This is a genomic window from Streptomyces angustmyceticus (assembly GCF_040701845.1).
Lineage (GTDB): Bacteria > Actinomycetota > Actinomycetes > Streptomycetales > Streptomycetaceae > Streptomyces > Streptomyces angustmyceticus_A.
On the sequence record NZ_JBFBHQ010000031.1, the window covers coordinates 57,095 to 78,499 of the forward strand.

A 21,405-nucleotide genomic window follows, 5' to 3' on the forward strand; every position below is an offset into this window, starting at 1 on the left:
GCGTCCGTGGGCTCGGCCGGGTCCGGGCTCTGCGGCGAGGAGGTCATCGGTCGCCTCCTTCGGGGCCGGGGTCGGGGGCGTCGGGGCCGTCGGGGCCGGGGCCGTGGTCGGGACCCTCGGCGTCCGCTTCGGGGGCCGGGCCGGGGGCGGCCCGGTCCTCGCCGGGCGTGCCGGAGGCGTCGGGAGCGGAGGTGCTCGGTGCGGAGCCTGGGCGCGGGCCGTCGCCGGAGTCCGCGAGCACCTCGAGCAGGTCCTCGGCCAGTTCCGGCTTCAGCAGACCGTGGTCCAGCGCCCGGTCCGCGGTCGTCCGGGCCATGGCGACGTACCCGGCGACGCTCTGGGGCGCGTGCCGGCGCAGCTCCGCGATATGGGCGGCGACGGTGCCGGCGTCGCCCCGTGCCACCGGGCCGGTCAGGGCCGCGTCGCCGGAGCGCAGGGCGTTGTCCAGGGCGGCGCCGAGCAGCGGTCCCAGCATCCGGTCCGGGGCCTGCACACCCGCGTCGCGCAGCAGGTCCATCGACTGGGCCACGAGCGTGACCAGGTGGTTCGCGCCGATGGCGAGTGCCGCGTGGTAGAGCGGACGCGCCGATTCCGCGATCCACTCGGGTTCCCCGCCCATCTCGATGACCAGCGCCTCGGCGGCCATCCGCAGCTCGTCGGGCGAGGTCACCCCGAACGAGCAGCCGGCCAGCCGCTGGACGTCCACGGAGGTGCCGGTGAAGGTCATGGCCGGATGCAGGGCGAGCGGCAGGGCGCCGGCGCGGGTGGCCGGGTCCAGCACCGCGGTTCCGAACCGGCCCGAGGTGTGCACCAGCAGCTGGCCGGGCCGCACGGCGCCGGTCTCGGCGAGGCCGCTCACCAGGCCGGCGAGGGCGTCGTCGGGGACGGTCAGCAGGACGAGGTCGGCGCGGGCGAGCACCTCGGCCGGGGTGACCAGCGGGACGTCGGGCAGCAGTGCGGCGGCGCGTCGTACGGAGGCGTCGGAGACGCCCGACACGGCAACCGGGCGATGCCCCGCGAGCTGCAGCGAAGCGGCGAGAGCGGGCCCGACACGGCCCGCGCCGACGACTCCGACGGTCAGCCGGGCGGGGCGGTCCTGGGCCTCGGTGGGTGGCATTGCATTCACGCGGCGATGGCCTTCCGTTCCAGTCCGCGGGGGGTACCGGACGATTCCTCGCCATGCTACGCGAGTGTTTCCGGCGGCTTTCCGAGCTGTACGGAAGGTGAGACGGGGGTCTCTCGCGAGAGTTGTCCACAGGGGTCGCGGCTCGGCGCGGGCCTGAGCCATGCTCGGTGCGGTGCCGCGCGGAGAGCGCGGGAGAAGCAGCAGCCAGGGGGGCGCATGCGGGACAGCGAACGGCGCACGGAAACGGACGAGGGCAGCACTGCCGCGGGCGGCGGCCCGGGCGAGGGGGACGCCGCGTCGGCCGCGCGGGCCCGGATGCGGGCCGCGCTCCGCGGCGCGGAACGGATGCTGGCGAGAGACGCGTTCCTGGAGACCATCCGCGAGCGGCTGGACCGCTTGGTGGCCGACGCTCCGGCCTCCTACGACCTGGACGACCGTCCCGACTTCTACGGCAACGACGACGGCGTGGTCGGCGAGCTGGAACGCCGGACCGCCGAGATCCTGGGCACCGAGGCCGCCGCCTTCTTCCCGACCGGCACGATGGCCCAGCAGGTGGCGCTGCGCTGCTGGGCGGGGCGTACGGGCAACGCCACGGTCGCCGGCCATCGCCTGTCGCATCTGGAGGTGCACGAGCGCGACGCCTTCGCAGTGGTCAGCGGGCTGCGCATGGTGCATCCGACGGACGCTCCACGCCTGCCGACCGCGTCGGAGGTGTACGACCTGGCGGAGCCGTTCGGGGCCCTGGCGCTCGAACTCCCGCTCCGGAACGCCGGCTTCGTACTGCCGTCGTGGGACGAGCTGACGGCGGTGGTGGCAGCGGCGCGGGACCGTGATGCGGTGGTGCACTTCGACGGCGCGCGACTGTGGGAGTCCGGCCCGCACTTCGGCCGCACGCTCCCGGAGATCGCGGCCCTCGCGGACAGTGTCTATGTCTCCTTCTACAAGTCGCTGGACGGCATATCGGGCGCCGCGCTCGCGGGCAGCGAGGACTTCATCGAGGAGGCGCGGACCTGGCGGCACCGGTACGGCGGCCAGCTGTTCCAGCAGTGGCCGGCCGCGCTGACGGCCCTGATCGGCCTGGACCGTGAGCTTCCGCGGCTGCCGGAATATGTGGCCCGGGCGAAGGTGGTGGCCCGGGCGCTGGGCGAGGGCCTGGCCGAGGCCGGCGTCCCGTGGTTCCGGGTGCACCCGGAAGTGCCGCACACCCATCAGTTCCAGGTCTGGCTTCCGCACCCGCCCGAACTGCTCGACGAGGCCGCCGTGCGCCAGGCGGAGGAGACGCGGACCGCGCTGTTCCAGAAATGGTTCGAGCCCACCCCTGCCGGGCCGCCCGGGGTGGCCCTGACCGAGGTGACGGTCACCGCCGCCGCCCTGGACTGGACGGCGGACGAGATGCGGGCGGCCGTCGGGGAGTTCGTGGAGTACGTGGGGCGCGTCAGGGGGTGATCTGTGCGCCCCGGGCAGGGGCGGACCGCCGTTCGGCCGACGGCGGAGGGGAGGACCGCGGGCCCGGGGCGGCCTATGGCGTCGCGTCGGAGGGGAGCCTCGGGGCGGGGTGCGGGGTGCCGTCGGGGCGCGGGGTGCCGTCGGGGTGGGTGGGGACGGGCGCGGGCGCGGGTGCTTGGGCGGAGGTGGGGGTGGGCTGGGCGGAGGCGGGGGCGGGGGCCTGGGGAGGGGCGGGGTGGGGCGGGGGGAGGGGGCCGCGGGGAAGACGGAGCAAAGCCGCCACCCCCGCCCCCACCCCCCGCCGCACACGCCCCGCAACCCGTTCCTCCGGGTCCGTGACCACGGCCAGGAAGCGGCGCCACTGCTTGATCTCGCGGGCGGTGCGGACGGTGTGGACGCCCGGCGCGGGCGGGGCCGGCTCGCCCCGCTGGGCGGCCCGGTAGCTGTCGAGGAGGTGCTGCTGAGCGGCGTTCATGTGCCTCACTGTGGGGCGGTCCCGTGGCCCGTGGCCCGTCGATTGACGGGAGCTGTCAATCGACGTCCGTGCAGGTGGCGGGCTCGCGCATGATGGGCGCATGGCCAACGTCATCGACATCACCGGGCTGCCGCCGGAGCGCATCGTCTTCTGCCCCTCGCCGCTGGCGGAGCTGGGCGCCGCGCTGCATGCGCTCTCCGAGCCGGGCCACCATCCCGGGCTGCACGGCTGGGTCACCGCGACCAACGCGGCGCTGAGGACCGACCTGGCCGACCGGTTGTGCGAGGCGGACTTCCTGTGGCGGTCGTCGCGTACCGACATCCTGCTGCCGGCCCGTCCGGGGGCGACGCTGGCCGAGGAGCTGGACGAGTTGGACAAGATCGACGACGAGCGGTTCGTGGCGGCCGCGTTCGAGATCACCTGCTCGGCCCGGTACACCCGCCCCACGCCCTCGCCGCTCGTCGATGCGGACGAGCGGGCGCGGGTACGGGAGATGGCGGCCGCGCGCGGTCCGCGGCAGGCGGCCTTCACCGACCGGATGCTCACCGACCCCGACGGCCTGCGGGTGTGGCTGCGCCGCCTGCTGGAGGACTGCGAGGAGGCGTTCTTCGGGGACATCTGGCGGCGGGAGGGCATCCATCTGGCGGCCGACGCCCGGCACAAGACCGAGCTGCTGCGCCGCAAGGGCCTGGCCGAGACGCTGTCCGCGACGTCGAAGGCGCTGTCCCTGGAGGAGGCGCAGGACGGCAGCGGCGGCACCCGCATCCTGGTCGACAAGCTGGCCCAGGGACGTACGACGGCCTTCGCGAGCCCCGGGGATCCGGGGGTCACCTTCCTGCCGACGTCGTTCGGCTGGCCGCATCTGGTGTTCAGCCACGCCCCGGGCTGGCGCCCCGTGCTCCAGTACCCGGTCGCCGGACCGCAGTTGCCGGCGCCGGCCGCCCTGGAACTCGTCCGCCAGCGGTTGGAGGCGCTGGGCCACCCGATGCGGATGCAGTTGTGCCGGACGCTGTCGCGGGGGCCGCATACGACGGGGGAGCTGGCGACCGCGTTCGGCATCACGTCGCCGGAGGTGTCGCGGCATGTCGCCCTGTTGAAGAAGGCCGGGCTGATCCAGACGCGGCGTCGCGGGCGCTATGTGCTGCACCAGCTGGACCTTCAGGTGGTGGCCCGGCTGGGCAGCGACTTCCTCGAAGGCGTGCTGCGCTGACGGCGTGGGGCGGTGCGTGGAGCGGTACAGGCGTGGAGCGGTACAGGCGTGGGGTGGTGCAGGCGTGCCACGGCGAGGGCGTCCTGTGCCGGAGGCCTACACGCCCTCTCCCGCCCCCGCGCTCGCTTCGACCTCCCCGGCCGCCCCACCGCGTCCGCGGCGCGCCGTCCCGCTACGCCCCCGCTCCCCCGGCCCGCACCAGCCCCGTCTCGTAGGCGAGGACCACTGCCTGGACCCGGTCGCGGAGGCTCAACTTGGTGAGGATGCGGCCGACATGGGTTTTGACGGTGGCCTCCGAGAGCACCAGCCGTGCCGCGATCTCGCCGTTCGACAGGCCCTGGGCGACCAGCAGCAGTACCTCCCGCTCGCGCTCCGTCAGCCGTTCCAGTTCGGGCCGGGACGGCTCGGCGGAGGTGGCGGGCAGCATCGGCGTGAAGCGGTCGAGCAGCCTGCGGGTGGTGGAGGGGGCGACGACCGCGTCGCCGCTCTCCACCGCGCGGATGGCGGCCAGCAGTTCGCCGGGCGGTACGTCCTTGAGCATGAAGCCGCTGGCCCCGGCCTTCAGCGCGGAGAAGGCGTATTCGTCGAGGTCGAAGGTGGTCAGGATGAGGACCTTGGGGGCGTCTTCCTTCTGCCCGCCCTCGCAGATCCGGCGGGTGGCCTCGACGCCGTCGAGGTGCGGCATCCGTACGTCCATGAGGATCACGTCGACCTGGGTGGTGCGCAGCACGTCGAGGGCTTCCACGCCGTTGCCCGCCTCCGCGACGACCTCCATGTCGGGCTGTGCGGCCAGCACCATCCGGAAACCGGTGCGCAGCAGCACCTGGTCGTCGACGAGCATCACGCGGATGGTCATGGGGAGGGGTCCTTTCGTGCAGGAGTGGGGGCCGAGCGTACGGGGTGGGGCGGGCCGGTCTTCGGGGACCGCACCGCTCACCGTGCCGGTTTGAGCGGCAGGACGGCGCTGACCCGGAAGCCGCCGCCCGGCCGTGGTCCGGCGGCCAGGGTGCCGCCGACCATGCCGACGCGTTCGCGCATCCCGATCAGGCCGTGGCCGAGGCCGTCCGCCCCGCCCTCCTCGTAGAGCTCGCGCTGGGCGCCGCGCCCGTTGTCCTCGATGAGCAGATCGAGGTCGTCGTCCTTGTAGGAGAGGCGGACGGTGGCACCGACGGCGGGGCCGCCGTGTTTGCGGGTGTTGGTGAGCGCTTCCTGGACGATGCGGTACGCGGTGAGTTCGACGCTGCTGGGCAGTTCCCGCGGGTCGCCCTCCACCTGGTAGTCGACGGGCAGTCCCGCGCCGCGCACCTGCTCCATGAGGTCGCCGAGCTGGTCCACGCCCGGCTGGGGGACGTATTCGCCGCCCTCGGGCTGTTCGCCGGTGCGCAGCACGCCCAGCAGCCGGCGCATCTCGGCCAGCGCCTGGCGTCCGGTGCCGGAGATCGTCTCCAGTGCCTGCCGGGTCTGCTCGGGCGCGGCGTCGAGGACGTATGCGGCGCCGTCGGCCTGGACGACCATGACCGAGACGTTGTGGGCGACGACATCGTGCAGTTCGCGGGCGATCCGGGCGCGTTCGGCGGCGACCGCGATCCGGGACTGTGTCTCGCGCTCCTTCTCCAGCCGGGCGGCCCTCTCCTCCAGTTGCGCCCAGTAGGCGCGGCGGGTGCGCATGGAGTCGCCGAGCACCCAGGCCAGGACGAAGGGCACGGTGAGCAGCACGGTGAAGATCACGTTCTGCGAGATCGTCCGGCTGCCGAAGGTGTCGCTGAAGCGGACGGCGGAGAGGGCGGGCCCGAAGAGGGCGCCGGCCAGGGCGCAGCGGGAGGCCCAGCGGGGGACGGCGGGTGCGGATGCGACGGTGTAGGTGATCACGAACATGGCGAAGTCGGCGGCCATGGTGGGGATGCCGCAGATCAGCTGCCCGATGCCGATGGCCGCCGTGAGCAGCAGCATGGGCACGGGGGCCTTGCGGCGCAGCGCGACGACCAGGCAGAGGCCGACGGTGAAGATCGCGGCGAAGATCCGTGTGATGCCGCCGACGGCGTCGGCCACGACCCACAGGCTGCCGAACCCGAGCAGGAGGACGGCCCAGAAGGTGTCCACTCCCGTCGGGTGCCTGCGGAGGAAGTCATAGAGGCGCTGCACGTAACCCAGCGTAGGCACCGTGAATACGTGTACGAGTCAACCGGAGGAGCGATCCTGTGCGCGGGGCCTACTCCCCAAGGTGGAGACTCCATGCGCCAAATGTGTCGGAACGGGGGACGGCCTGCGCGGCGCCCCGTCCGCGCGGGTCGGCGGCCGCCCGTACCGTGGGGCGGGTGACGAACGAGTGGTGCGGGTGGCGCGAGGCCACGGAGCGGGCGCTGTACGGTCCGGGCGACGGCTTCTACACGCGCCCCGGGGGCCCTGGCCCGGCCGGTCACTTCCGTACCTCCGTGCACGCCTCTCCCCTGTACGCGGGCGCCGTGGCCACCCTCCTGTGCCGCGTGGACTCCGCTCTGGGCCGGCCGGACGAGCTGGCGCTGGTCGATGTGGGCGCGGGGCGCGGGGAGCTGCTGACCGGGGTGCTGGCCGCGCTGCCCGGTGAGGTGGCGGCGCGGCTGCGCCCGTGCGCGGTCGAGCGCGCCGCGCGCCCGGCCGGCCTCGATCCGCGGATCGAGTGGCGGGGCGAGCTGCCCGCTGCGGGGTCGGTCACCGGTCTGCTGTTCGCGAACGAGTGGCTCGACAACGTGCCGGTGGACGTCGTCGAGACGGATGCGGACGGGGTGCCGCGCCGGGTCCTCGTACGGGCCGACGGCACGGAGCGGCTGGGCGGGCCGGTGGACGGCGCGGACGCGGAGTGGCTGCGCCGGTGGTGGTCCCCCGCTGCGGCCCCGGACGCCGCCGTGGAGCGGGTCCCGGACGCCGCCGGCGGCGCCGCGTCCCGCTCTGCCGCCGCGGACGCCGCCCGCTCTCCCGGCCTGCGCGCCGAGATCGGCCGGCCGCGGGACGAGGCCTGGGCGCAGGCCGTCCGTACGCTGCGCGCGGGGCTCGCGGTCGCCGCCGACTATGCGCACGAGCGGGGCGACCGGCCGCCCTTCGGCACGCTCACCGGCTTCCGTGACGGCCGGGAGGTGACCCCGGTCCCGGACGGGAGCTGCGACATCACGGCGCATGTGGCGCTGGACGCCTGTGCCGGGCCGTCGGCGCGGCGGCTGACCCAGCGGGCGGCACTGCGCGCCCTGGGGGTGGACGGCCGGCGTCCGCCGCTCGCCCTGGCCGCCACCGACCCTTCCGGGTACGTACGGGCCCTGAGTGCGGCGGGGGCCGCGGGGGAGCTGACCGATCCGGCGGGCCTGGGCGGCTTCGGGTGGCTGCTGGAGCCGGTGGGCGAAGCGGGTACGGACCTGCTCGGGGCGGTGGGCGCCGCCTGAGGGCCCTGAGGGCCAGGGCGGGGGCCGCGCGGGCATGCTGCAAGACTGTTCCCATGACGGAGACGACGGTCGGCATCGGCGGCGCGGCGGAGAGCACCGACATGGTGCTGAACATCGGCCCGCAGCATCCCTCGACGCACGGCGTGCTGCGGCTGCGCCTCGTCCTGGACGGCGAGCGCATCCAGCACGCCGAGCCGGTGATCGGCTACATGCACCGTGGCGCCGAGAAGCTCTTCGAGGCGCGCGACTACCGGCAGATCATCATGCTCGCCAACCGGCACGACTGGCTGTCGGCGTTCTCCAACGAGCTGGGCGTGGTGCTGGCCGTCGAGCGGATGCTCGGCATGGAGGTGCCGGAGCGCGCCGTGTGGATGCGGACGCTGCTGGCCGAGCTGAACCGGGTGCTGAACCATCTGATGTTCCTCGGCTCGTACCCCCTGGAGCTCGGTGGCATCACCCCCGTCTTCCACGCCTTCCGTGAGCGGGAGGAGCTCCAGGCCGTCATGGAGGAGATCTCCGGCGGCCGGATGCACTACATGTTCAACCGGGTCGGCGGCCTCAAGGAGGACCTGCCGGCGGGCTGGCTGGGCCGGGCCCGGCAGGCCGTCGCGGAAGTGCGGTCCCGGATGGACGTCTTCGACAATCTGGTGCTGGGCAACGAGATCTTCCGGGGCCGTACCCGCGGGGTCGGGGTGCTCGCGCCGGAGACGGTGCACGGGTACGGCGTCTCGGGGCCGATCGCGCGGGCCTCGGGCGTGGACTTCGATCTGCGGCGCGACGAGCCGTATCTCGCGTACGGGGAGCTGCAGTCCACGCTGAAGGTCGTCACCCGTGAGGAGGGCGACTGCCTGGCGCGCTTCGAGTGCCTGCTGGAGCAGAGCCACAATGCGCTCGATCTCGCCGATGCCTGCATGGACCGGATCGCGGAGCTGCCGCCGGGGCCGATCAACCAGCGGCTGCCGAAGGTCCTGAAGGCTCCGGAGGGCGCGACGTACGCCTGGACGGAGAATCCGCTCGGCATCAACGGCTACTACCTCGTCTCCAAGGGGGACAAGACGCCCTACCGCCTCAAGCTGCGCTCGGCGTCGTTCAACAACATCCAGGCGCTGGTGGAGTTGCTGCCGGGCACGCTGGTCGCCGATATGGTCGCCATTCTCGGCTCGCTGTTCTTCGTCGTCGGGGACATCGACAAGTAGTCGGGGACAGCGACAAGCAGACGCAACGCGCGGCTTCTCCCGCCCCCTCGTCCACACCTGTGGACAGGCCGGGGGCTCCCGGCCGGCCGGGAGCCGCGCGACGTACCCGACGCAGCCCGGCCCCGGAGCGGATGAACGCTCCGGGGCCGGGCTGCTGTCAGATCGCGCTCAGTCGCGGGGTCCGGTTCAGGAGATGGCGCTGCGCAGTGCGCCGACCTCGAACTGGTCGGTCTCGTCGTGCGCGGTCAGGTCGATGACCTCGCCGGAACCTGCGGTCGTCGCACCGGCGGACTGCTCGCCGTCCGCCTGCTCGCCGTCCGCCTGCCGGCCGTCCGCCTGCTCGCCGTCCGCCTGCCGGCCGTCCGCCTGCTCGCCGTCGGCCCGCTTGCCGTCGGATGGCTTGTCCTGCGCACGCTCAGGTTCCGCGTGCCCGCCGTCGGCGTCGGTCTGCTCAGCGGACGGCTGGGGGCGGGCGTCCGAACGGGCCGCGCGGGCGGTGCGCGCCCGCGCACGGGCCGACTGTTCGGCGAGGGCCTCGTCGCCGACGACATCCGCCAGATCGTCCTCCAGCGGCGCGGTCAGCTCCCGGGGGGCGGGGCCGGTGGCATTGCCGAAGAAGTCGAAGCCGCCCTGCGCGCGGGAGGCGGCGGCGGGGCGGGACGGGGCGAAGGCGGCGGCGGTGGCCGGGACCGGACGGAGCGCGGGTCCGGCGGCGGCTGTACGGGCAGCTGCGTCGCCCGTGCGCTGCCCGGCTGCCGCCGGCGGGTTCCCCCGGCCGTCCTCACCGCCCCGGCCGCCCCGGGCATCGCGGCCCGCGGCCGCTCCGGACCCGGTACCGGCGCCGTCCCGCGGCGTGCGGGCGGCCTTCCGGGCGGTGCGCTGCCGGGCGGCGTTGCGTGCCAGCTGGCGCAGCGCCCGGTCGGCGTCGGCGTAGGTGGCGGTGGTGCGTGCCGGGCCGTCTCCGTGCGCGACGGGCTCGTGCCGGGCCGGGGCGGACGTCTCCCCCGCCCGGACGAAGTGGAGCGCCCGGGGAAGCGTGGCGGCGGCCGGCAGTGCCTTGGCCGGGGCGGCGGCCTCGATGGCGAGCAGCCGGCGGCCCTCCAGGGCGCTGGCCCGCTCGGTCTCGGCGGTCGCGTATCGGCGCAGCAGCGCGGCGTGTTCGCTGCGCAGCCGGGCCAATTCGGCGCGCTTGGAGCGGAGTTTGGCCTCCAGGGCGGCGCGGCGCTCGCGGGATTCCTCCACATCCGTTTCGAGCTCGGCGATCCGCTCCTCGGTGCGCCACTCGTCGCGCACCCGGGCGCGGTCGAGTTCGGCGACCCGTCGGCCGGCCGTACGGTCCCAGGTCCGCAGAAGGACGGCGCCGGTGAGGGCGGCGGCGGCCGCGCCCGCGGCGAGCACCCGTTGCACCAGATCGTCGCCGACAAACCACGCGCCCGCGGCGCAGGCTATTGACGCACCGGCGACCGTCACGGGAGGAAGCAGCCGGTGGAGGGGTGGTGAATGGCGGTGGCGTCCTCGTGGCATGGCCAGAAACTTACCGTGCGTGCGGGACCTATGGGGCCCCGCACACCAATCCGTTTCCCGGTGGTTACTTCTTGACCAGGCCCTTGGACTCCACATAAGCCTGCGCGACATCCGCGGGCTTGAGCCGCTCGGCATCGACCTTGCGGTTCAACGTGATCAGATCTTCGGTCGTCAGCGTCCGGGTGAGCTTCCCGAGGGCGGTCTCGATCTCCTTGTCACCTGCGCTTTTGGCATTCACCACGGGCAGCACATTGTCGGCGTTCTGGAGCTTCTCGTCGTCCTTGAGGAGCACCAGCCCGAAGTTGCCGAGCGTGGCGTCCGTGGTCGTGGTGAGCACCAGTTGGTCGTTGCCGTCCTTGACCGCCTGCTTGGCCTGCGGGGTCCCGACGCCCTTGGGATCCAGCGCCGTGATGTCGATGCCGTAGGTCTTCTCCAGGCCGGGCTTGCAGAACACCCGGGTCTCGCACTCCTCACCCGCCGCTATTTTGACCTTCTGCTTCGATGCGCCGAGGTCGGAGAGGGTCTTCAGGTCGTGGTCGGCGGCGAATTCCTTGGTGACCGCGAACGCGTTCTGGTCCGTCGCCCCGCCGGCCGCCAGCACCTTGAGACCGCGCGGCCCGGCGAGCTTCTTCAGCGCCGTCACCGTCTTGCCGATGTCACTGGAGGCGACGGGCTTCGCCTTGCTGCCGTTCTTCTTCGCGTTGAGGAATTCGGCGAGGGTCGAGGCGTATTCCGGAACGACATCGATCTGCCCCTTCTCCAGGGCAGGTTCATACAGCTCGCGATTGGCCAGGGTCTGCACCCGCGTGCGGTAACCGGCATCCGTCAGGACCTTGGAATAGATCTCGGCGAGCACCTTCGACTCGGTGAAACCGGCCGAGCCGATGACGATCTCGTCGCCCGTGCCCTTGCCGTTGCCGCCGCCCTTCTCCTCCAGGCTCTGGCCACCGCACGCGGCCAGTCCGGCCGCCAGTGTGATCACTGCGCCCGCGGCCACCGCGGTACGCGCCACACGCGACTTGCTGCTCATGGATGCCACCATTCAGTCCGTTCGGATCGGGTCGGATCGGGTCGGGTCGGGTCGGTCGGAGGTCGGGCCTGCCGGGCCGAGGCGGTCGCCCCGGCCCCGTCGGGCCGGGGTCGGCCGGGGTCGGCCGGGGTCGGCCGGTGAGGCCGGATCGCCTCGCGTCACGCCTACGGGACGCCGGCCGGGGTCGGTGCCGCCCGGCTCGCCCCCGGGCCCCCGGCCGCATCCTCGGACGTATCCGACGGCCCGCCCCGGGCCGTACGGGCTGCGCGCCGCCGCCCCCGCATCGGGTCGAAGAGCCGCTCCGCGAGGACGAGGACGCCCTCCACGGTCAGGGCGAGCACGGCCACCAGGAGCGCGCCCGCGACCACTTGTGCGGTGTCGTAGTTGCCGAAGCCCGCGGTGATGATCCGGCCCAGGCCCCCGCCGCCGGCCAGCGCGGCCAGCGTCGCGGTCGCCACCACCTGGACCGTTGCCGAGCGCAGGCCCGTCATGATCAGCGGATAGGCCAGGGGTATCTCGACCCGCAGCAGGAGTTGCGGCCCCGACATGCCCATCCCGCGCGCGGCCTCGACCACGTCGCGGTCCGCCTCCCGCATTCCCAGATAGGCGTTGGTCAGCAGCGGCGGCACCGCGAACAGCACCAGCGCGATGATCGTCGGCCAGTCGCCCCGGGTCCCCAGCGGACTGAGCGTCAGCAGCACCAGGACCGCGAACGTCGGCACCGCGCGCCCCACGTTGGAGAGGTTGACCGCCAGCGCCCCGCCCTTGCCGAGGTGCCCCAGCCAGAGCGCCACGGGCAGGGCTATCAGGCAGGACAGCACCAGGCACAGCGCGCTGAGCCACAGATGCTCGGCCAGGCGGTGCCAGACGCCCTTCTCCCCGGCCCAGTTGGCGGCCGTCGTCAGCCACTGCCAGGCTCCGGTGACCGCTCCCATGGTCAGCCCACCGCCTTCGCCGCACGGGCGCCCCGCCGCGCCCGGGCCCGCCCCCGCGCCCGCGTCCAGGGCGTCAGCAGCCGCTGCAGGCCCATGAGCAGCAGATCGGCGAGCAGCGCCAGCAGCACGCACAGCACCGAGGCCGTCAGCACCTCCGCCTTGAAGAAGCCCTCCATGCCGCTGGCTATGAGGTTGCCGAGGCCGCCGTAGCCGACGACGGAGCCGATGGTCGTCATCGCCACCGTCGAGACCGTGGCGATGCGCAGCCCGGCCACCAAAGCGGGCAGCGCGAGCGGGAGTTCCACTTCGTACAGCAGGCGCGCCGGGCCGTACCCCATCCCGCGGGCGGCCTCCCGCACCTCGGCGGGCACCGCCTGCAGACCGGCGAGGATGTTGCGCACCAGGATCGTGAGCGAATACAGCACGAGGCCCGTCACGACCACGGCAGCGGAGACCCCGAAGACCGGCGTCAGCAACGCGAACATCGCCAGCGAGGGGACGGTGTAGAGCACGGTCGTCAGCCCCAGGACCGGTCCGGCGGCGGCCCGCCACCGCCGCGCCACCAGCGCCAGCGGAAAGGCGATCAGCAGGCCGATCAGCACCGACACGGCCGTGATGCCGAGGTGCTGGACCGTCGCGTCCATCAATTCCTGGCTGCGGGTGCGCAGATACTCACCGCAGATCCAGTCGTTCCGCGCCAGACAGCCCGGCCCGGCGGCACCGCCGCTCATGGCTCGTCACCTCCCCCGCCCCGTTCGCTCACCTTTTCGGTGACTGTCTGCGACCCTAACCCCCGCCACTGACAATCGGACCGGTCCCGCAGCTCATCGGCCACATCGCCATCCGCGCGCAACACCGCGTTCACGACCGCCCGGCCACAATGGGCCCGTCCACACCTGGGGGAACGCATGATCCGCTTCGAGCACGTCACCAAGAGCTACGCCGACGGCACCACGGCCGTGGACGACCTCACCTTCGAGGTCGCCGAGGGCGAACTCGTCACGCTCGTCGGGCCGTCGGGCTGCGGCAAGACCACCACGATGAAGATGGTCAACCGGCTCATCGAGCCCACCAGCGGCCGCATCCTCCTCGACGGCGAGGACATATCCGCCCTCGACCCCGTCCAGTTGCGGCGCCGGATCGGCTACGTCATCCAGCAGGTCGGGCTGTTCCCCCACAAGACCGTCCTGGACAACACCGCCACCGTCCCGCACCTCCTCGGCCGGCCCCGCAAGCAGGCCAGGGCGCGCGCCGCCGAGCTCCTCGCCCTGGTCGGCCTGGACCCGTCGGTGTACGGCGACCGCTACCCCGACCAGCTCTCCGGCGGACAGCGCCAGCGCGTCGGGGTGGCCCGCGCGCTCGCCGCCGACCCGCCCGTGCTGCTGATGGACGAGCCGTTCGGGGCGGTGGACCCGGTGGTGCGCGAACACCTCCAGAACGAGTTCCTGCGGCTGCAGTCCACGCTCCGCAAAACGGTCCTCTTCGTCACCCACGACATCGAGGAGGCGGTCCGGCTCGGCGACCGCATCGCCGTCTACGGGGCGGGGCGCATCGAGCAGTTCGACACCCCCGCGACGGTGCTGGGCGCCCCCGCGACCCCGTACGCGGCCGCATTCGTCGGCGCGGACCGGGGCCTGAAGCGGCTCTCCGTCACGCCCGTCGAGCCCGGCGACCTCGAACGGCCCCCGGTCGTCCACCTCGACGACCCGGCGGCCCGCGCCGCCGACCGCCTCGCCGCCGACGGTGCCACCTGGGCGGTCGTCCTCGACGCCGGGGAAGCGCTGTACGGCTGGGTCCCTGCCGAGTCCCTCACGGGCGCCGCGGAGACACCGCAAGCACCGAACGCAGCACAAGCACCGGACACACCGCAGGCACCGGACGCGCCGGAAGCCCCGGAGGTGTCGAAATCAAACCAATCGCCGCAAATGCCGCAATCGTCGGAAACCGCACCCGCACTCGACGACAACAGTGAGCCCACCGGCCCCACCGGCCCCGCCGGGCCCTCCCCCCGGACCGCCACCGTCCGCGCCCACGCCCGCCCGATGGACGCGCACCTGCCGCTCGGCGCCCCGCTCAAGCAGGCGCTCAGCGCGATGCTGCAGCACGACGCGGGCTGGATCGCGGTCCAGGACGGCGACCGCTACCTGGGCGTCCTCACCCCCGCCCGGCTGCACACCGCGCTGCGCCGGTCCACCACGGCGGACGCCACGGACGTCCCGCGTGCGGAGGTGGCGCTCGACACGGTCCCGGGCCCGGCCGTCCGGGCCACCACTGCCGGCGTCAGAGCCCCGGGCACCGTCACGGCCCCGGCCGGCGCCCCGGACGACGACGCCTGACCCGCCCACGGGGGCGCCCCCGCCCGAGCCCCCTGCCCGGGTCACACCCTCGCGTCGGCCCCGCCGTCGCCGTTCCCGTTGCCGTCGTCCTCCGGCAGCTTGCACACCCGCTCCAGGAAGATCGCCGCGGCGACCACCGCCGCGCCGGCGAGTACCGACAGGCCGGCGTAGATCGCCTGGTCCCGGCGGGGTGCGACATCGAGGCCGGTGGTCAGCAGGAAGACGCCGACGCCGCCGTACAGCCCCGCGACCAGCGACGCCACCAGCGCGCTCGCCTGGCCGAAGACCACCGCGCGGGCGGCGACCAGCGGATCGACGCCCTTGGCGCCCGGCCGGCGCTCGCGCTGGGCGCGCAGCCGGGACCGGAGCGAGAACGCGGTGTAGACGAGGACGGCGGCGATCAATGCCAGTACCACCGGCGCCGCCACCGGCACGCCGGGGAGGGTGCCGAGGGCGTCCCACAGCCGGGCGCCGCCCCAGGCCAGCACCCCGGCCGCCAGGAACAGCCCGACCAGCACCTTGATGTGTAGCTGCTTCACCGAGCGATCGCCCCTCGCGCCGTCCTGACCATGCCTGCGGCCGTTGCTGTCGTGACGGCCGCCGTGTCCGTCCCGTACGGATGCCTCCCGCAGGGAACGGACCCGCAACCCTAACGGCTACTCGGGCAGCCGCAGTTCCAGGTCCGAGCGGGGCGCCACCCCGTCGCGGCCGAGCGCCGACAGCAGCGCGGCCACCGCACCGTGCCCCGGAACCTCTGCCTCCGGTTCGATGTCGTACCACGGCGCCAGCACGAACGCCCGCTCATGGGCCCTCGGGTGGGGCAGCGTCAGCCGCGGGTCGTCGGAGAGCACGTCCTGGTACGCGACGATGTCGACGTCGATCGTGCGCGGCCCCCACTGCTCGTCGCGGACCCGCTCGAAGGCCTCCTCGATCGCGTGCCCGCGCTCCAGGAGGGAGGCCGGCGGCAGCGTCGTCTTGATCAGCACCACGGCGTTGAAGTACGTCGGCTGGGAGCCGGGGGCCACGCCCCAGGGCTCGGTCTCGTAGACCGGGGAGACCGCCTTGACCCGCAGGCCGGGGGTGTCCTCCAGCGCGTCGACGGCGCCCTGGAGGGTCTCCAGGCGGTTGCCGAGGTTGCTGCCGAGCGAGATCACGGCGCGTTTGGGGTTGGAGAGCGTCACGTCCGCGGCGTCCACCTGCTCCACGACGGAGGCGGGCACCGGCTGGACGGTCGGGTCACCGGGCTGGGGGCGCCGCACCGCGGCTCCATCAGGGGTGGCGGTCGGCTGACGGGCGGAATTCATACTCGGCTCCGAGTGATGGTGATGGTCACGTCATCGAAGGGGACGGTGATGGGCGCGTCCGGCTTGTGCACCACCACCTCCACCTCCTGCACGCCCTCGTGCTTGAGGCACTGGCCGGCGATGCGCTCCGCCAGGGTCTCGATGAGGTCGACGGGCTCGCCCTGCACGACGGCCACCACCTCCTCGGCCACGACGCCGTAGTGCACGGTCTTCGCGAGATCGTCGGAGGCCGCTGCCGGGCGGGTGTCCAGGCCGAGCACCAGGTCGACGATGAAGGTCTGGCCTTCCTCGCGCTCCCGGGGGAACACCCCGTGGTGGCCCCGGGCCTTCAGCCCACGCAGCGCGACACGATCCACGCGAATCACTCCCACTGGTCCACGGCACCTCTGGCGCCACTGTTCGTCGGATTCCGGGCAGCCGCCGGAGCGATCCGGCAACACTGCCCCGCCGTCGAATCTACCTTCGAGGAACGACAGTCCTCGCCTACGGGGGCTATGGACAAGACCCCGCCCGCCTGCTAGCAGCCGCCACAGGGACAGCATCCGGCAAACCGGGAGATCGTCCGCGCGGCCTCTTACCCCCCTGCCCACGCCCCACCCCTACCCGTACCGCACTTGGCTCGAACGGGTGCGCCCTCGCCCGGATGGCTGACCCCCACGACTGACGAGGGGCCCGGCCCGCGCCCGGACGCCGGGGCGGGCGGCATGGCGAGGCTCACACCCCGCCCGTGCCCCTCGCGCCTCCCCGGGGTGCGCTGCCCCCGGCGGCGGGCTCAGAGCGCGTCCGCGTCGCCCTCGCCGTCGCCCCCGGAATCGTCGGCGCCGTCGTCCTCGTCGTCGTCGCGGTCCGCGAGCACCGGCGAGCCGTGGTGCGACCACACCCGCCAGCCGTCGTCCGTGCGCCGGAAGACATTGGTCGCCACGACCAGCTGGCCGATCAGCGGCCCCACCGAGCCGTCGTCCTCCGCGGGCCCGCCGCTGAGGATGTTCTCGGTGCAGGTCACCAGCGCGGTGTCACCGACGACATCGATCTCCACATCGGTGAGGAAGAACTGGATGTACTCGGTGTTCGCCATGATCAGGGCGTACGAGCGCAGCACCTCACCGCGCCCGCGCAACACCGGCCACCCGGGGTGGACCACACTCACCTGACCGTCCAGCCACAGCCCGGACAGCGCCTCGTGATCGCCGCGCTCGATGGTCTCGTACAGGGTGGTGTTCGCCTGCTCGACCAGCTCGATGTCCGTCCGTGGGCCCAAGCCGCTCACACCGTTCCCGTCGTGTCGCTCATCTCGTCCGTACCGGCCGCGGCCGCTGCCGCGTCCTCCACGGCACGGGCCACCCGTACCGCGTCCGCGCTCGCCCTGACCTCGTGCACCCGCACCGCCCAGGCCCCCTCTCGCGCCACGATCGCCGACACCGCCGCCGTCGCGGCGTCCCGTTCCCGGGCCGGCGGCGGGGCGGCTTGCTCGTCGCCTGCCAGCACCCTGCCCAGGAACCGTTTCCTCGATGCCGCCACCAGCAACGGACGGCCCAGCGCGCGCAGCCGTGCGAGCCCGGCGACCAGCGCGAGGTCGTGCTCCGCCTGCTTCGCGAAGCCCAGGCCGGGGTCGAGGACGATCCGGTCCGGATCGATCCCGCCGGCCACCGCACGGGCCATGCTCCGCCCGAGTTCGTCGACGACCTCGGCGACCACGTCCCCGTAGACGGCGCGGTTGTTCATGTCGATGGACTGGCCGCGCCAGTGCATCACCACGAACGGGACGTGGTGCGCGGCCACCACGGGCACCATCGCCGGGTCGGCGGCGCCCCCGCTGACGTCGTTGACCAGGCACGCCCCGGCCTCCACCGCCTGCTCGGCGACCGAGGCGCGCATGGTGTCGACGGAGACCACGACACCCGCCGCGGCGAGCTCCCGCACGACCGGGACGACCCGGCGCAGCTCCTCGGCCTCGTCCACCCGCGCCGCGCCCGGCCGGGTCGACTCGCCCCCCACGTCCACCATGTCGGCGCCCTGCGCCACCAGGTCGAGACCGTGTTTGACGGCGAGTTCGGTATCGAACCAGTCACCGCCGTCGGAGAACGAATCGGGCGTCACATTGACGACGCCCATCACCGCGCAGCGTTCCCAGTCCGGGAGTCCGGCCACCCGGCCACGCAAGGTACTCATGGCACCAGCGTAGGCCGTGTGCCGACCGGCCGGATTGCTGCCGTCGGCTGCGGGGCCGCCCGGACGCCGGCCCGCGCCACGGCGATGCGGAACGGCTCTCTCCGGCGCCCGGTCCGGCAGCCGGTCAGGCCGCCCGTCCGACCGCGCCCGCCGCGCCGACCGGCTCCGGCGTGTGCGCGCACGGCCGCGGCTCGGCGGGCTTCCGCCGCCGCAGCACGCGCGGCAGGCTCAGCTCCAGATAGCCCTCGGCCTGCAGCGCCGCCAGGCCGATCCGGGGGATGTCACGGCTGTTGCGGAAGACCACGAAGCGGGGCTCCCAGCGCGGCCGGAACTTGTCGTTGAACTTGTACAGCGACTCGATCTGGTACCAGCGGGACAGGAAGATCAGCATCCCGCGCCAGACCCGGATGACCGGGCCGGCGCCCAGCTTCTCGCCGCGCTCCAGGGAGGATCGGAAGACCGCGAAGTTCAGCGACACCTGCTTGATCCCGAGGTCCGGGGCGGCCTGCAGGGCGGCGACGATCAGCAGCTCGTTCATGCCGGGGTCGGCGCCGCGATCGCGCCGCATCAGCTCCAGGGAGATCCCGCTGTCGCCCCACGGCACGAAGTGCTGCATCGCCTTCAGGTCGCCGTACGGGCCGTCCTCCTCGCCCTCGCCGGCCGCCAGGTGCGCGGTGGCGATGACCGCGTCGCCGTCGGACACCGCGTCGATCCGGCCCAGCGCCATGGAGAAGCCGCGCTCGGTGTCGGTGTCCCGCCAGGCGTCCGCGGCCTGCTGGAGCCGCGCCAGCTCCGCCGGCGCCAGGTCGCGCACCCGCCGCACCCGGGTCTCGTAGCCGTTGCGCTCGATGCGCTTGACCATCTGCCGGACGTTGCGCATGGCGCGGCCGGTGAGGGTGAAGTCGGCCACGTCGACGATCGCCTCGTCGCCGAGCTCCAGCGCGTCCATGCCGGTCTCCCGGGTCCACACCTGGCCGCCGGTCTCGCTGCAGCCGGTGACCGCCGGGGTCCACGAATGCGCCCTGGCCTCCTCCATGAAGCGCTCGATGGCGCCCGGCCAGGCCTCGACATCGCCTATCGGGTCGCCGCTGGCGAGCATCACACCGGAGATCACGCGATAGCAGACCGCGGCCTTGCCGGTCGGGGAGAAGACCGCGCCCTTGTCGCGGCGCAGCGCGAAGTAGCCGAGCGAGTCGCGGGCGCCGTGCCGGGCGAGCAGCTCACGCAGCTGCCGCTCGTCGTCCTCGGTCAGCCGGGCCGCGGGGTGCTCGGGGCGGAAGGCGAGGTACGCGGTGGTGGCCACCGTCAGCAGACCGAGCGCGCCGAGGGAGTAGCCGACGGTGTAGTCCACCTGGTGGGTGTAGCCGATCGGGCCCTCGAAGCCGAACAGGCCCCACAGGACGTGCTGGACGCGGTCCCAGACGGAGGGCGAGCCGACGATCTTGTTGGGGTGGGAGCTGACGACGACCATGCCGATGGCGAAGGCGGCGCCGCCCAGGACGACGAGGTTGGCCAGCGCCTTCCAGCGGCTGCGCGGGTCGGGCAGCGCCGCGAACTCCTTGCGGTGCCACACCAGGAACGCCAGGAGGGCCATCGAGAGCACCGCGCCGAACACGGAGTGGCGGTAGACCAGCTGGGCGGCGGTGCCCACGGGGAGCAGCGCCACGGCCGCGCCCCAGGCCCGCCGCTTGCGCCGCTTGAGCCCGTGGGCCAGAAGGAGCAGCAGGATGCCCACTACGATGGACGCGGCGGCCGCGAGGGGGCTCACCGCACCCGGCAGCACCTCGGCGAGGGCGTGCACCCGGCTGTGCCGGAACCGCGGGAACACGCCCGCGGCCAGGTTCAACAGACCGACGATGACGCCGGCCGTGCCGACGCACCCCGGCACCGCTTCGGGCCGCGGGCCGCGGAGCCAGCGTGGCGTTCGCCACGCAACCTTCTCCGACTTTTCGCCATCTAGCCTGTCAGACATCACTTTCCCGTCGCCCCGGTCGAGAGAACGTGCGAGCCTTGTCGCAGCATCTGGACTTTTTGCGCCCTGTATGACGGCGTTTCAGGGCTCGGGGTTCCACCAGCGGTACGGATGGCCCGGCCGCCCGGAAGAAAGCACCGCATGGGTCTCACCAGTAAGAAAGTGCTGCTTCTTGCCGTCCTTGTTGCGGTGGCACTGTTCATCCTCACCGTGTGGCTCTGGCCCCGCCTGTCCAAGGGCAACTGGCGTGCCGTGCTCGGCCGTGTCGGACTCCTGGCGGCGACCCAGCTCTCCCTCTTCGCCGCGGTCGGCCTCTACGCCAACAATTCCTTCGGTTTCTACGCGTCCTGGGCCGACCTCTTCGGCCAGGAGCAGGAGCCCGGCGTGGTCACCAACTACCAGACCGGCCCGAACGGCACCAAGCTGCAGATGCTGGGGACCGAACGGGTCAGCGTCCAGAACGGCTCGCGCCCGGCGGCGGGCGGCCGGATCGACAAGGTGGTGATCCAGGGCGAACACTCCCAGATCGCCAGCCCCGCGTTCGTCTATCTGCCGCCGCAGTACTTCCAGAAGAAATACGCGCACAAGAAATTCCCGGCGGCACTGGTGCTCACGGGTTACCCGGGCACCGCGGAGGCGCTCTACAAAAAGCTGCATTTCCCGCAGACCCAGCACGAACTGCTCAAGAAGCACAGGATGCAGCCGACCGTCCTGGTGATGATGCGCCCGACCGTGGCGCCGCCGCGCGACACCGAGTGCGTGGACATACCGAACGGCCCGCAGACCGAGACCTTCTTCACCAAGGACCTGCGCGCGGATATCGCCGCGCACTACCGAATAGGGCGCGAGGCCAGGAACTGGGGCGTCATCGGCGACTCCACCGGCGGCTACTGCGCGCTGAAGATGACCATGCGCCACCCCGACGCGTACTCCTCCGCCGTCGCCCTCTCCGGTGCCTACAAGGCTCCCCTCGACGCCACCACCGGCGACCTCTTCGGCGGCAACCCGCAGCTGCAGCGCGAGAACAACCTGCTGTGGCGTCAGCGGCACCTGCCCGCCCCCGAGGTGAACCTGCTGGTCACCAGCAGCAAGCAGGGCGAGGGGAATTACCACCAGACGCTGCGGTTCATCCAGCAGACGAAGTCGCCGAGCCGGATCTCGTCGATCATCCTCGACAGCGGCGGCCACAACTTCAACACCTGGCGCCGGGAGATCCCGGCCGCCCTGGAGTGGCTGGGCAACCACCTCAAGGCCTGACGGGCCGGCCGCCCG

20 protein-coding genes are annotated in these 21,405 nt (G+C 73.2%); 6 read left to right on the forward strand and 14 right to left on the reverse strand.

Annotation, left to right across the window (positions count from 1 at the left end):
• Positions 1-43: 43 nt before the first annotated feature.
• On the reverse strand, positions 44-1,126 hold the full coding sequence (locus AB0411_RS34415; RefSeq protein WP_403146118.1) for a Rossmann-like and DUF2520 domain-containing protein: 1,083 nt from the start codon (positions 1,124-1,126) through the stop codon (positions 44-46).
• Between the two features lie 216 nt (positions 1,127-1,342).
• Here AB0411_RS34415 and AB0411_RS34420 point away from each other — a divergent pair, with 216 nt between their 5' ends.
• On the forward strand, positions 1,343-2,572 hold the full coding sequence (locus AB0411_RS34420; protein WP_437044297.1) for a threonine aldolase family protein: 1,230 nt from the start codon (positions 1,343-1,345) through the stop codon (positions 2,570-2,572).
• Between the two features lie 73 nt (positions 2,573-2,645).
• Here the strand turns inward: AB0411_RS34420 and AB0411_RS34425 are convergent, their stop codons facing one another.
• Complete coding sequence (locus AB0411_RS34425) at positions 2,646-3,047, reverse strand: hypothetical protein (protein ID WP_366421175.1); 402 nt, start codon at positions 3,045-3,047, stop codon at positions 2,646-2,648.
• 100 nt (positions 3,048-3,147) lie between these two features.
• On the opposite strand from AB0411_RS34425, the gene AB0411_RS34430 reads away from it, so the two are divergent.
• Positions 3,148-4,257, forward strand: coding sequence for a DUF5937 family protein (locus AB0411_RS34430; protein WP_366421176.1), 1,110 nt, complete (start codon positions 3,148-3,150; stop codon positions 4,255-4,257).
• Positions 4,258-4,429: 172 nt separating this feature from the next.
• Here the strand turns inward: AB0411_RS34430 and AB0411_RS34435 are convergent, their stop codons facing one another.
• Complete coding sequence (locus AB0411_RS34435) at positions 4,430-5,113, reverse strand: response regulator (RefSeq protein ID WP_152104642.1); 684 nt, start codon at positions 5,111-5,113, stop codon at positions 4,430-4,432.
• 77 nt (positions 5,114-5,190) lie between these two features.
• Positions 5,191-6,399, reverse strand: a complete 1,209-nt coding sequence (locus AB0411_RS34440; RefSeq protein WP_366421177.1) for a sensor histidine kinase — start codon at positions 6,397-6,399, stop codon at positions 5,191-5,193.
• 173 nt (positions 6,400-6,572) lie between these two features.
• Between AB0411_RS34440 and AB0411_RS34445 the strand changes: the two genes are divergently transcribed.
• Together AB0411_RS34445 and AB0411_RS34450 are read left to right on the forward strand one after the other, a co-directional pair.
• Positions 6,573-7,667: an SAM-dependent methyltransferase gene (locus tag AB0411_RS34445; RefSeq protein ID WP_366421178.1), complete on the forward strand. Its 1,095-nt coding sequence runs from the start codon at positions 6,573-6,575 to the stop codon at positions 7,665-7,667.
• 53 nt (positions 7,668-7,720) lie between these two features.
• Complete coding sequence (locus AB0411_RS34450; protein ID WP_366421179.1) at positions 7,721-8,863, forward strand: NADH-quinone oxidoreductase subunit D; 1,143 nt, start codon at positions 7,721-7,723, stop codon at positions 8,861-8,863.
• A 186-nt stretch (positions 8,864-9,049) separates the two neighbouring features.
• On the opposite strand, the gene AB0411_RS34455 is transcribed toward AB0411_RS34450, so the two are convergent.
• The 4 genes from AB0411_RS34455 to AB0411_RS34470 form a co-directional block, all read right to left on the reverse strand.
• A complete protein-coding gene (locus tag AB0411_RS34455) occupies positions 9,050-10,387 on the reverse strand; it encodes a hypothetical protein (protein ID WP_366421180.1) in 1,338 nt (445 codons plus the stop codon).
• Between the two features lie 64 nt (positions 10,388-10,451).
• Complete coding sequence (locus AB0411_RS34460) at positions 10,452-11,417, reverse strand: ABC transporter substrate-binding protein (protein ID WP_366421181.1); 966 nt, start codon at positions 11,415-11,417, stop codon at positions 10,452-10,454.
• A 164-nt stretch (positions 11,418-11,581) separates the two neighbouring features.
• Positions 11,582-12,352 carry an ABC transporter permease gene (locus AB0411_RS34465; RefSeq protein ID WP_366421182.1) on the reverse strand — a complete coding sequence of 257 codons (771 nt, stop codon included), beginning with the start codon at positions 12,350-12,352 and terminating at the stop codon, positions 11,582-11,584.
• A 2-nt stretch (positions 12,353-12,354) separates the two neighbouring features.
• On the reverse strand, positions 12,355-13,083 hold the full coding sequence (locus AB0411_RS34470) for an ABC transporter permease (protein ID WP_366421183.1): 729 nt from the start codon (positions 13,081-13,083) through the stop codon (positions 12,355-12,357).
• Between the two features lie 177 nt (positions 13,084-13,260).
• Between AB0411_RS34470 and AB0411_RS38190 the strand changes: the two genes are divergently transcribed.
• Positions 13,261-14,688, forward strand: a complete 1,428-nt coding sequence (locus tag AB0411_RS38190; RefSeq protein ID WP_437044303.1) for an ATP-binding cassette domain-containing protein — start codon at positions 13,261-13,263, stop codon at positions 14,686-14,688.
• A gap of 41 nt (positions 14,689-14,729) precedes the next feature.
• Here AB0411_RS38190 and AB0411_RS34485 read toward each other — a convergent pair whose 3' ends face one another.
• The 6 genes from AB0411_RS34485 to AB0411_RS34510 form a co-directional block, all read right to left on the reverse strand.
• Positions 14,730-15,227, reverse strand: a complete 498-nt coding sequence (locus tag AB0411_RS34485) for a DUF3180 domain-containing protein (protein WP_366421184.1) — start codon at positions 15,225-15,227, stop codon at positions 14,730-14,732.
• A gap of 117 nt (positions 15,228-15,344) precedes the next feature.
• Complete coding sequence (gene folK, locus AB0411_RS34490) at positions 15,345-15,992, reverse strand: 2-amino-4-hydroxy-6-hydroxymethyldihydropteridine diphosphokinase (protein WP_366421185.1); 648 nt, start codon at positions 15,990-15,992, stop codon at positions 15,345-15,347.
• Positions 15,989-16,348 carry a dihydroneopterin aldolase gene (gene folB, locus AB0411_RS34495; protein WP_030077148.1) on the reverse strand — a complete coding sequence of 120 codons (360 nt, stop codon included), beginning with the start codon at positions 16,346-16,348 and terminating at the stop codon, positions 15,989-15,991. The genes folK and folB overlap by 4 nt, the downstream gene beginning before the upstream one ends.
• 416 nt (positions 16,349-16,764) lie before the next feature.
• Entirely contained in the window at positions 16,765-17,250 is a 486-nt protein-coding gene (locus AB0411_RS34500; protein ID WP_366421186.1) for a nuclear transport factor 2 family protein, read from the reverse strand.
• A 5-nt stretch (positions 17,251-17,255) separates the two neighbouring features.
• Positions 17,256-18,161, reverse strand: a complete 906-nt coding sequence (folP, locus tag AB0411_RS34505; RefSeq protein ID WP_366421187.1) for a dihydropteroate synthase — start codon at positions 18,159-18,161, stop codon at positions 17,256-17,258.
• Positions 18,162-18,285: 124 nt separating this feature from the next.
• On the reverse strand, positions 18,286-20,133 hold the full coding sequence (locus AB0411_RS34510) for a phosphatidylglycerol lysyltransferase domain-containing protein (RefSeq protein ID WP_366421188.1): 1,848 nt from the start codon (positions 20,131-20,133) through the stop codon (positions 18,286-18,288).
• A 141-nt stretch (positions 20,134-20,274) separates the two neighbouring features.
• Here AB0411_RS34510 and AB0411_RS34515 point away from each other — a divergent pair, with 141 nt between their 5' ends.
• A complete protein-coding gene (locus AB0411_RS34515) occupies positions 20,275-21,390 on the forward strand; it encodes an alpha/beta hydrolase (RefSeq protein ID WP_366421189.1) in 1,116 nt (371 codons plus the stop codon).
• Positions 21,391-21,405 lie beyond the last annotated feature (15 nt).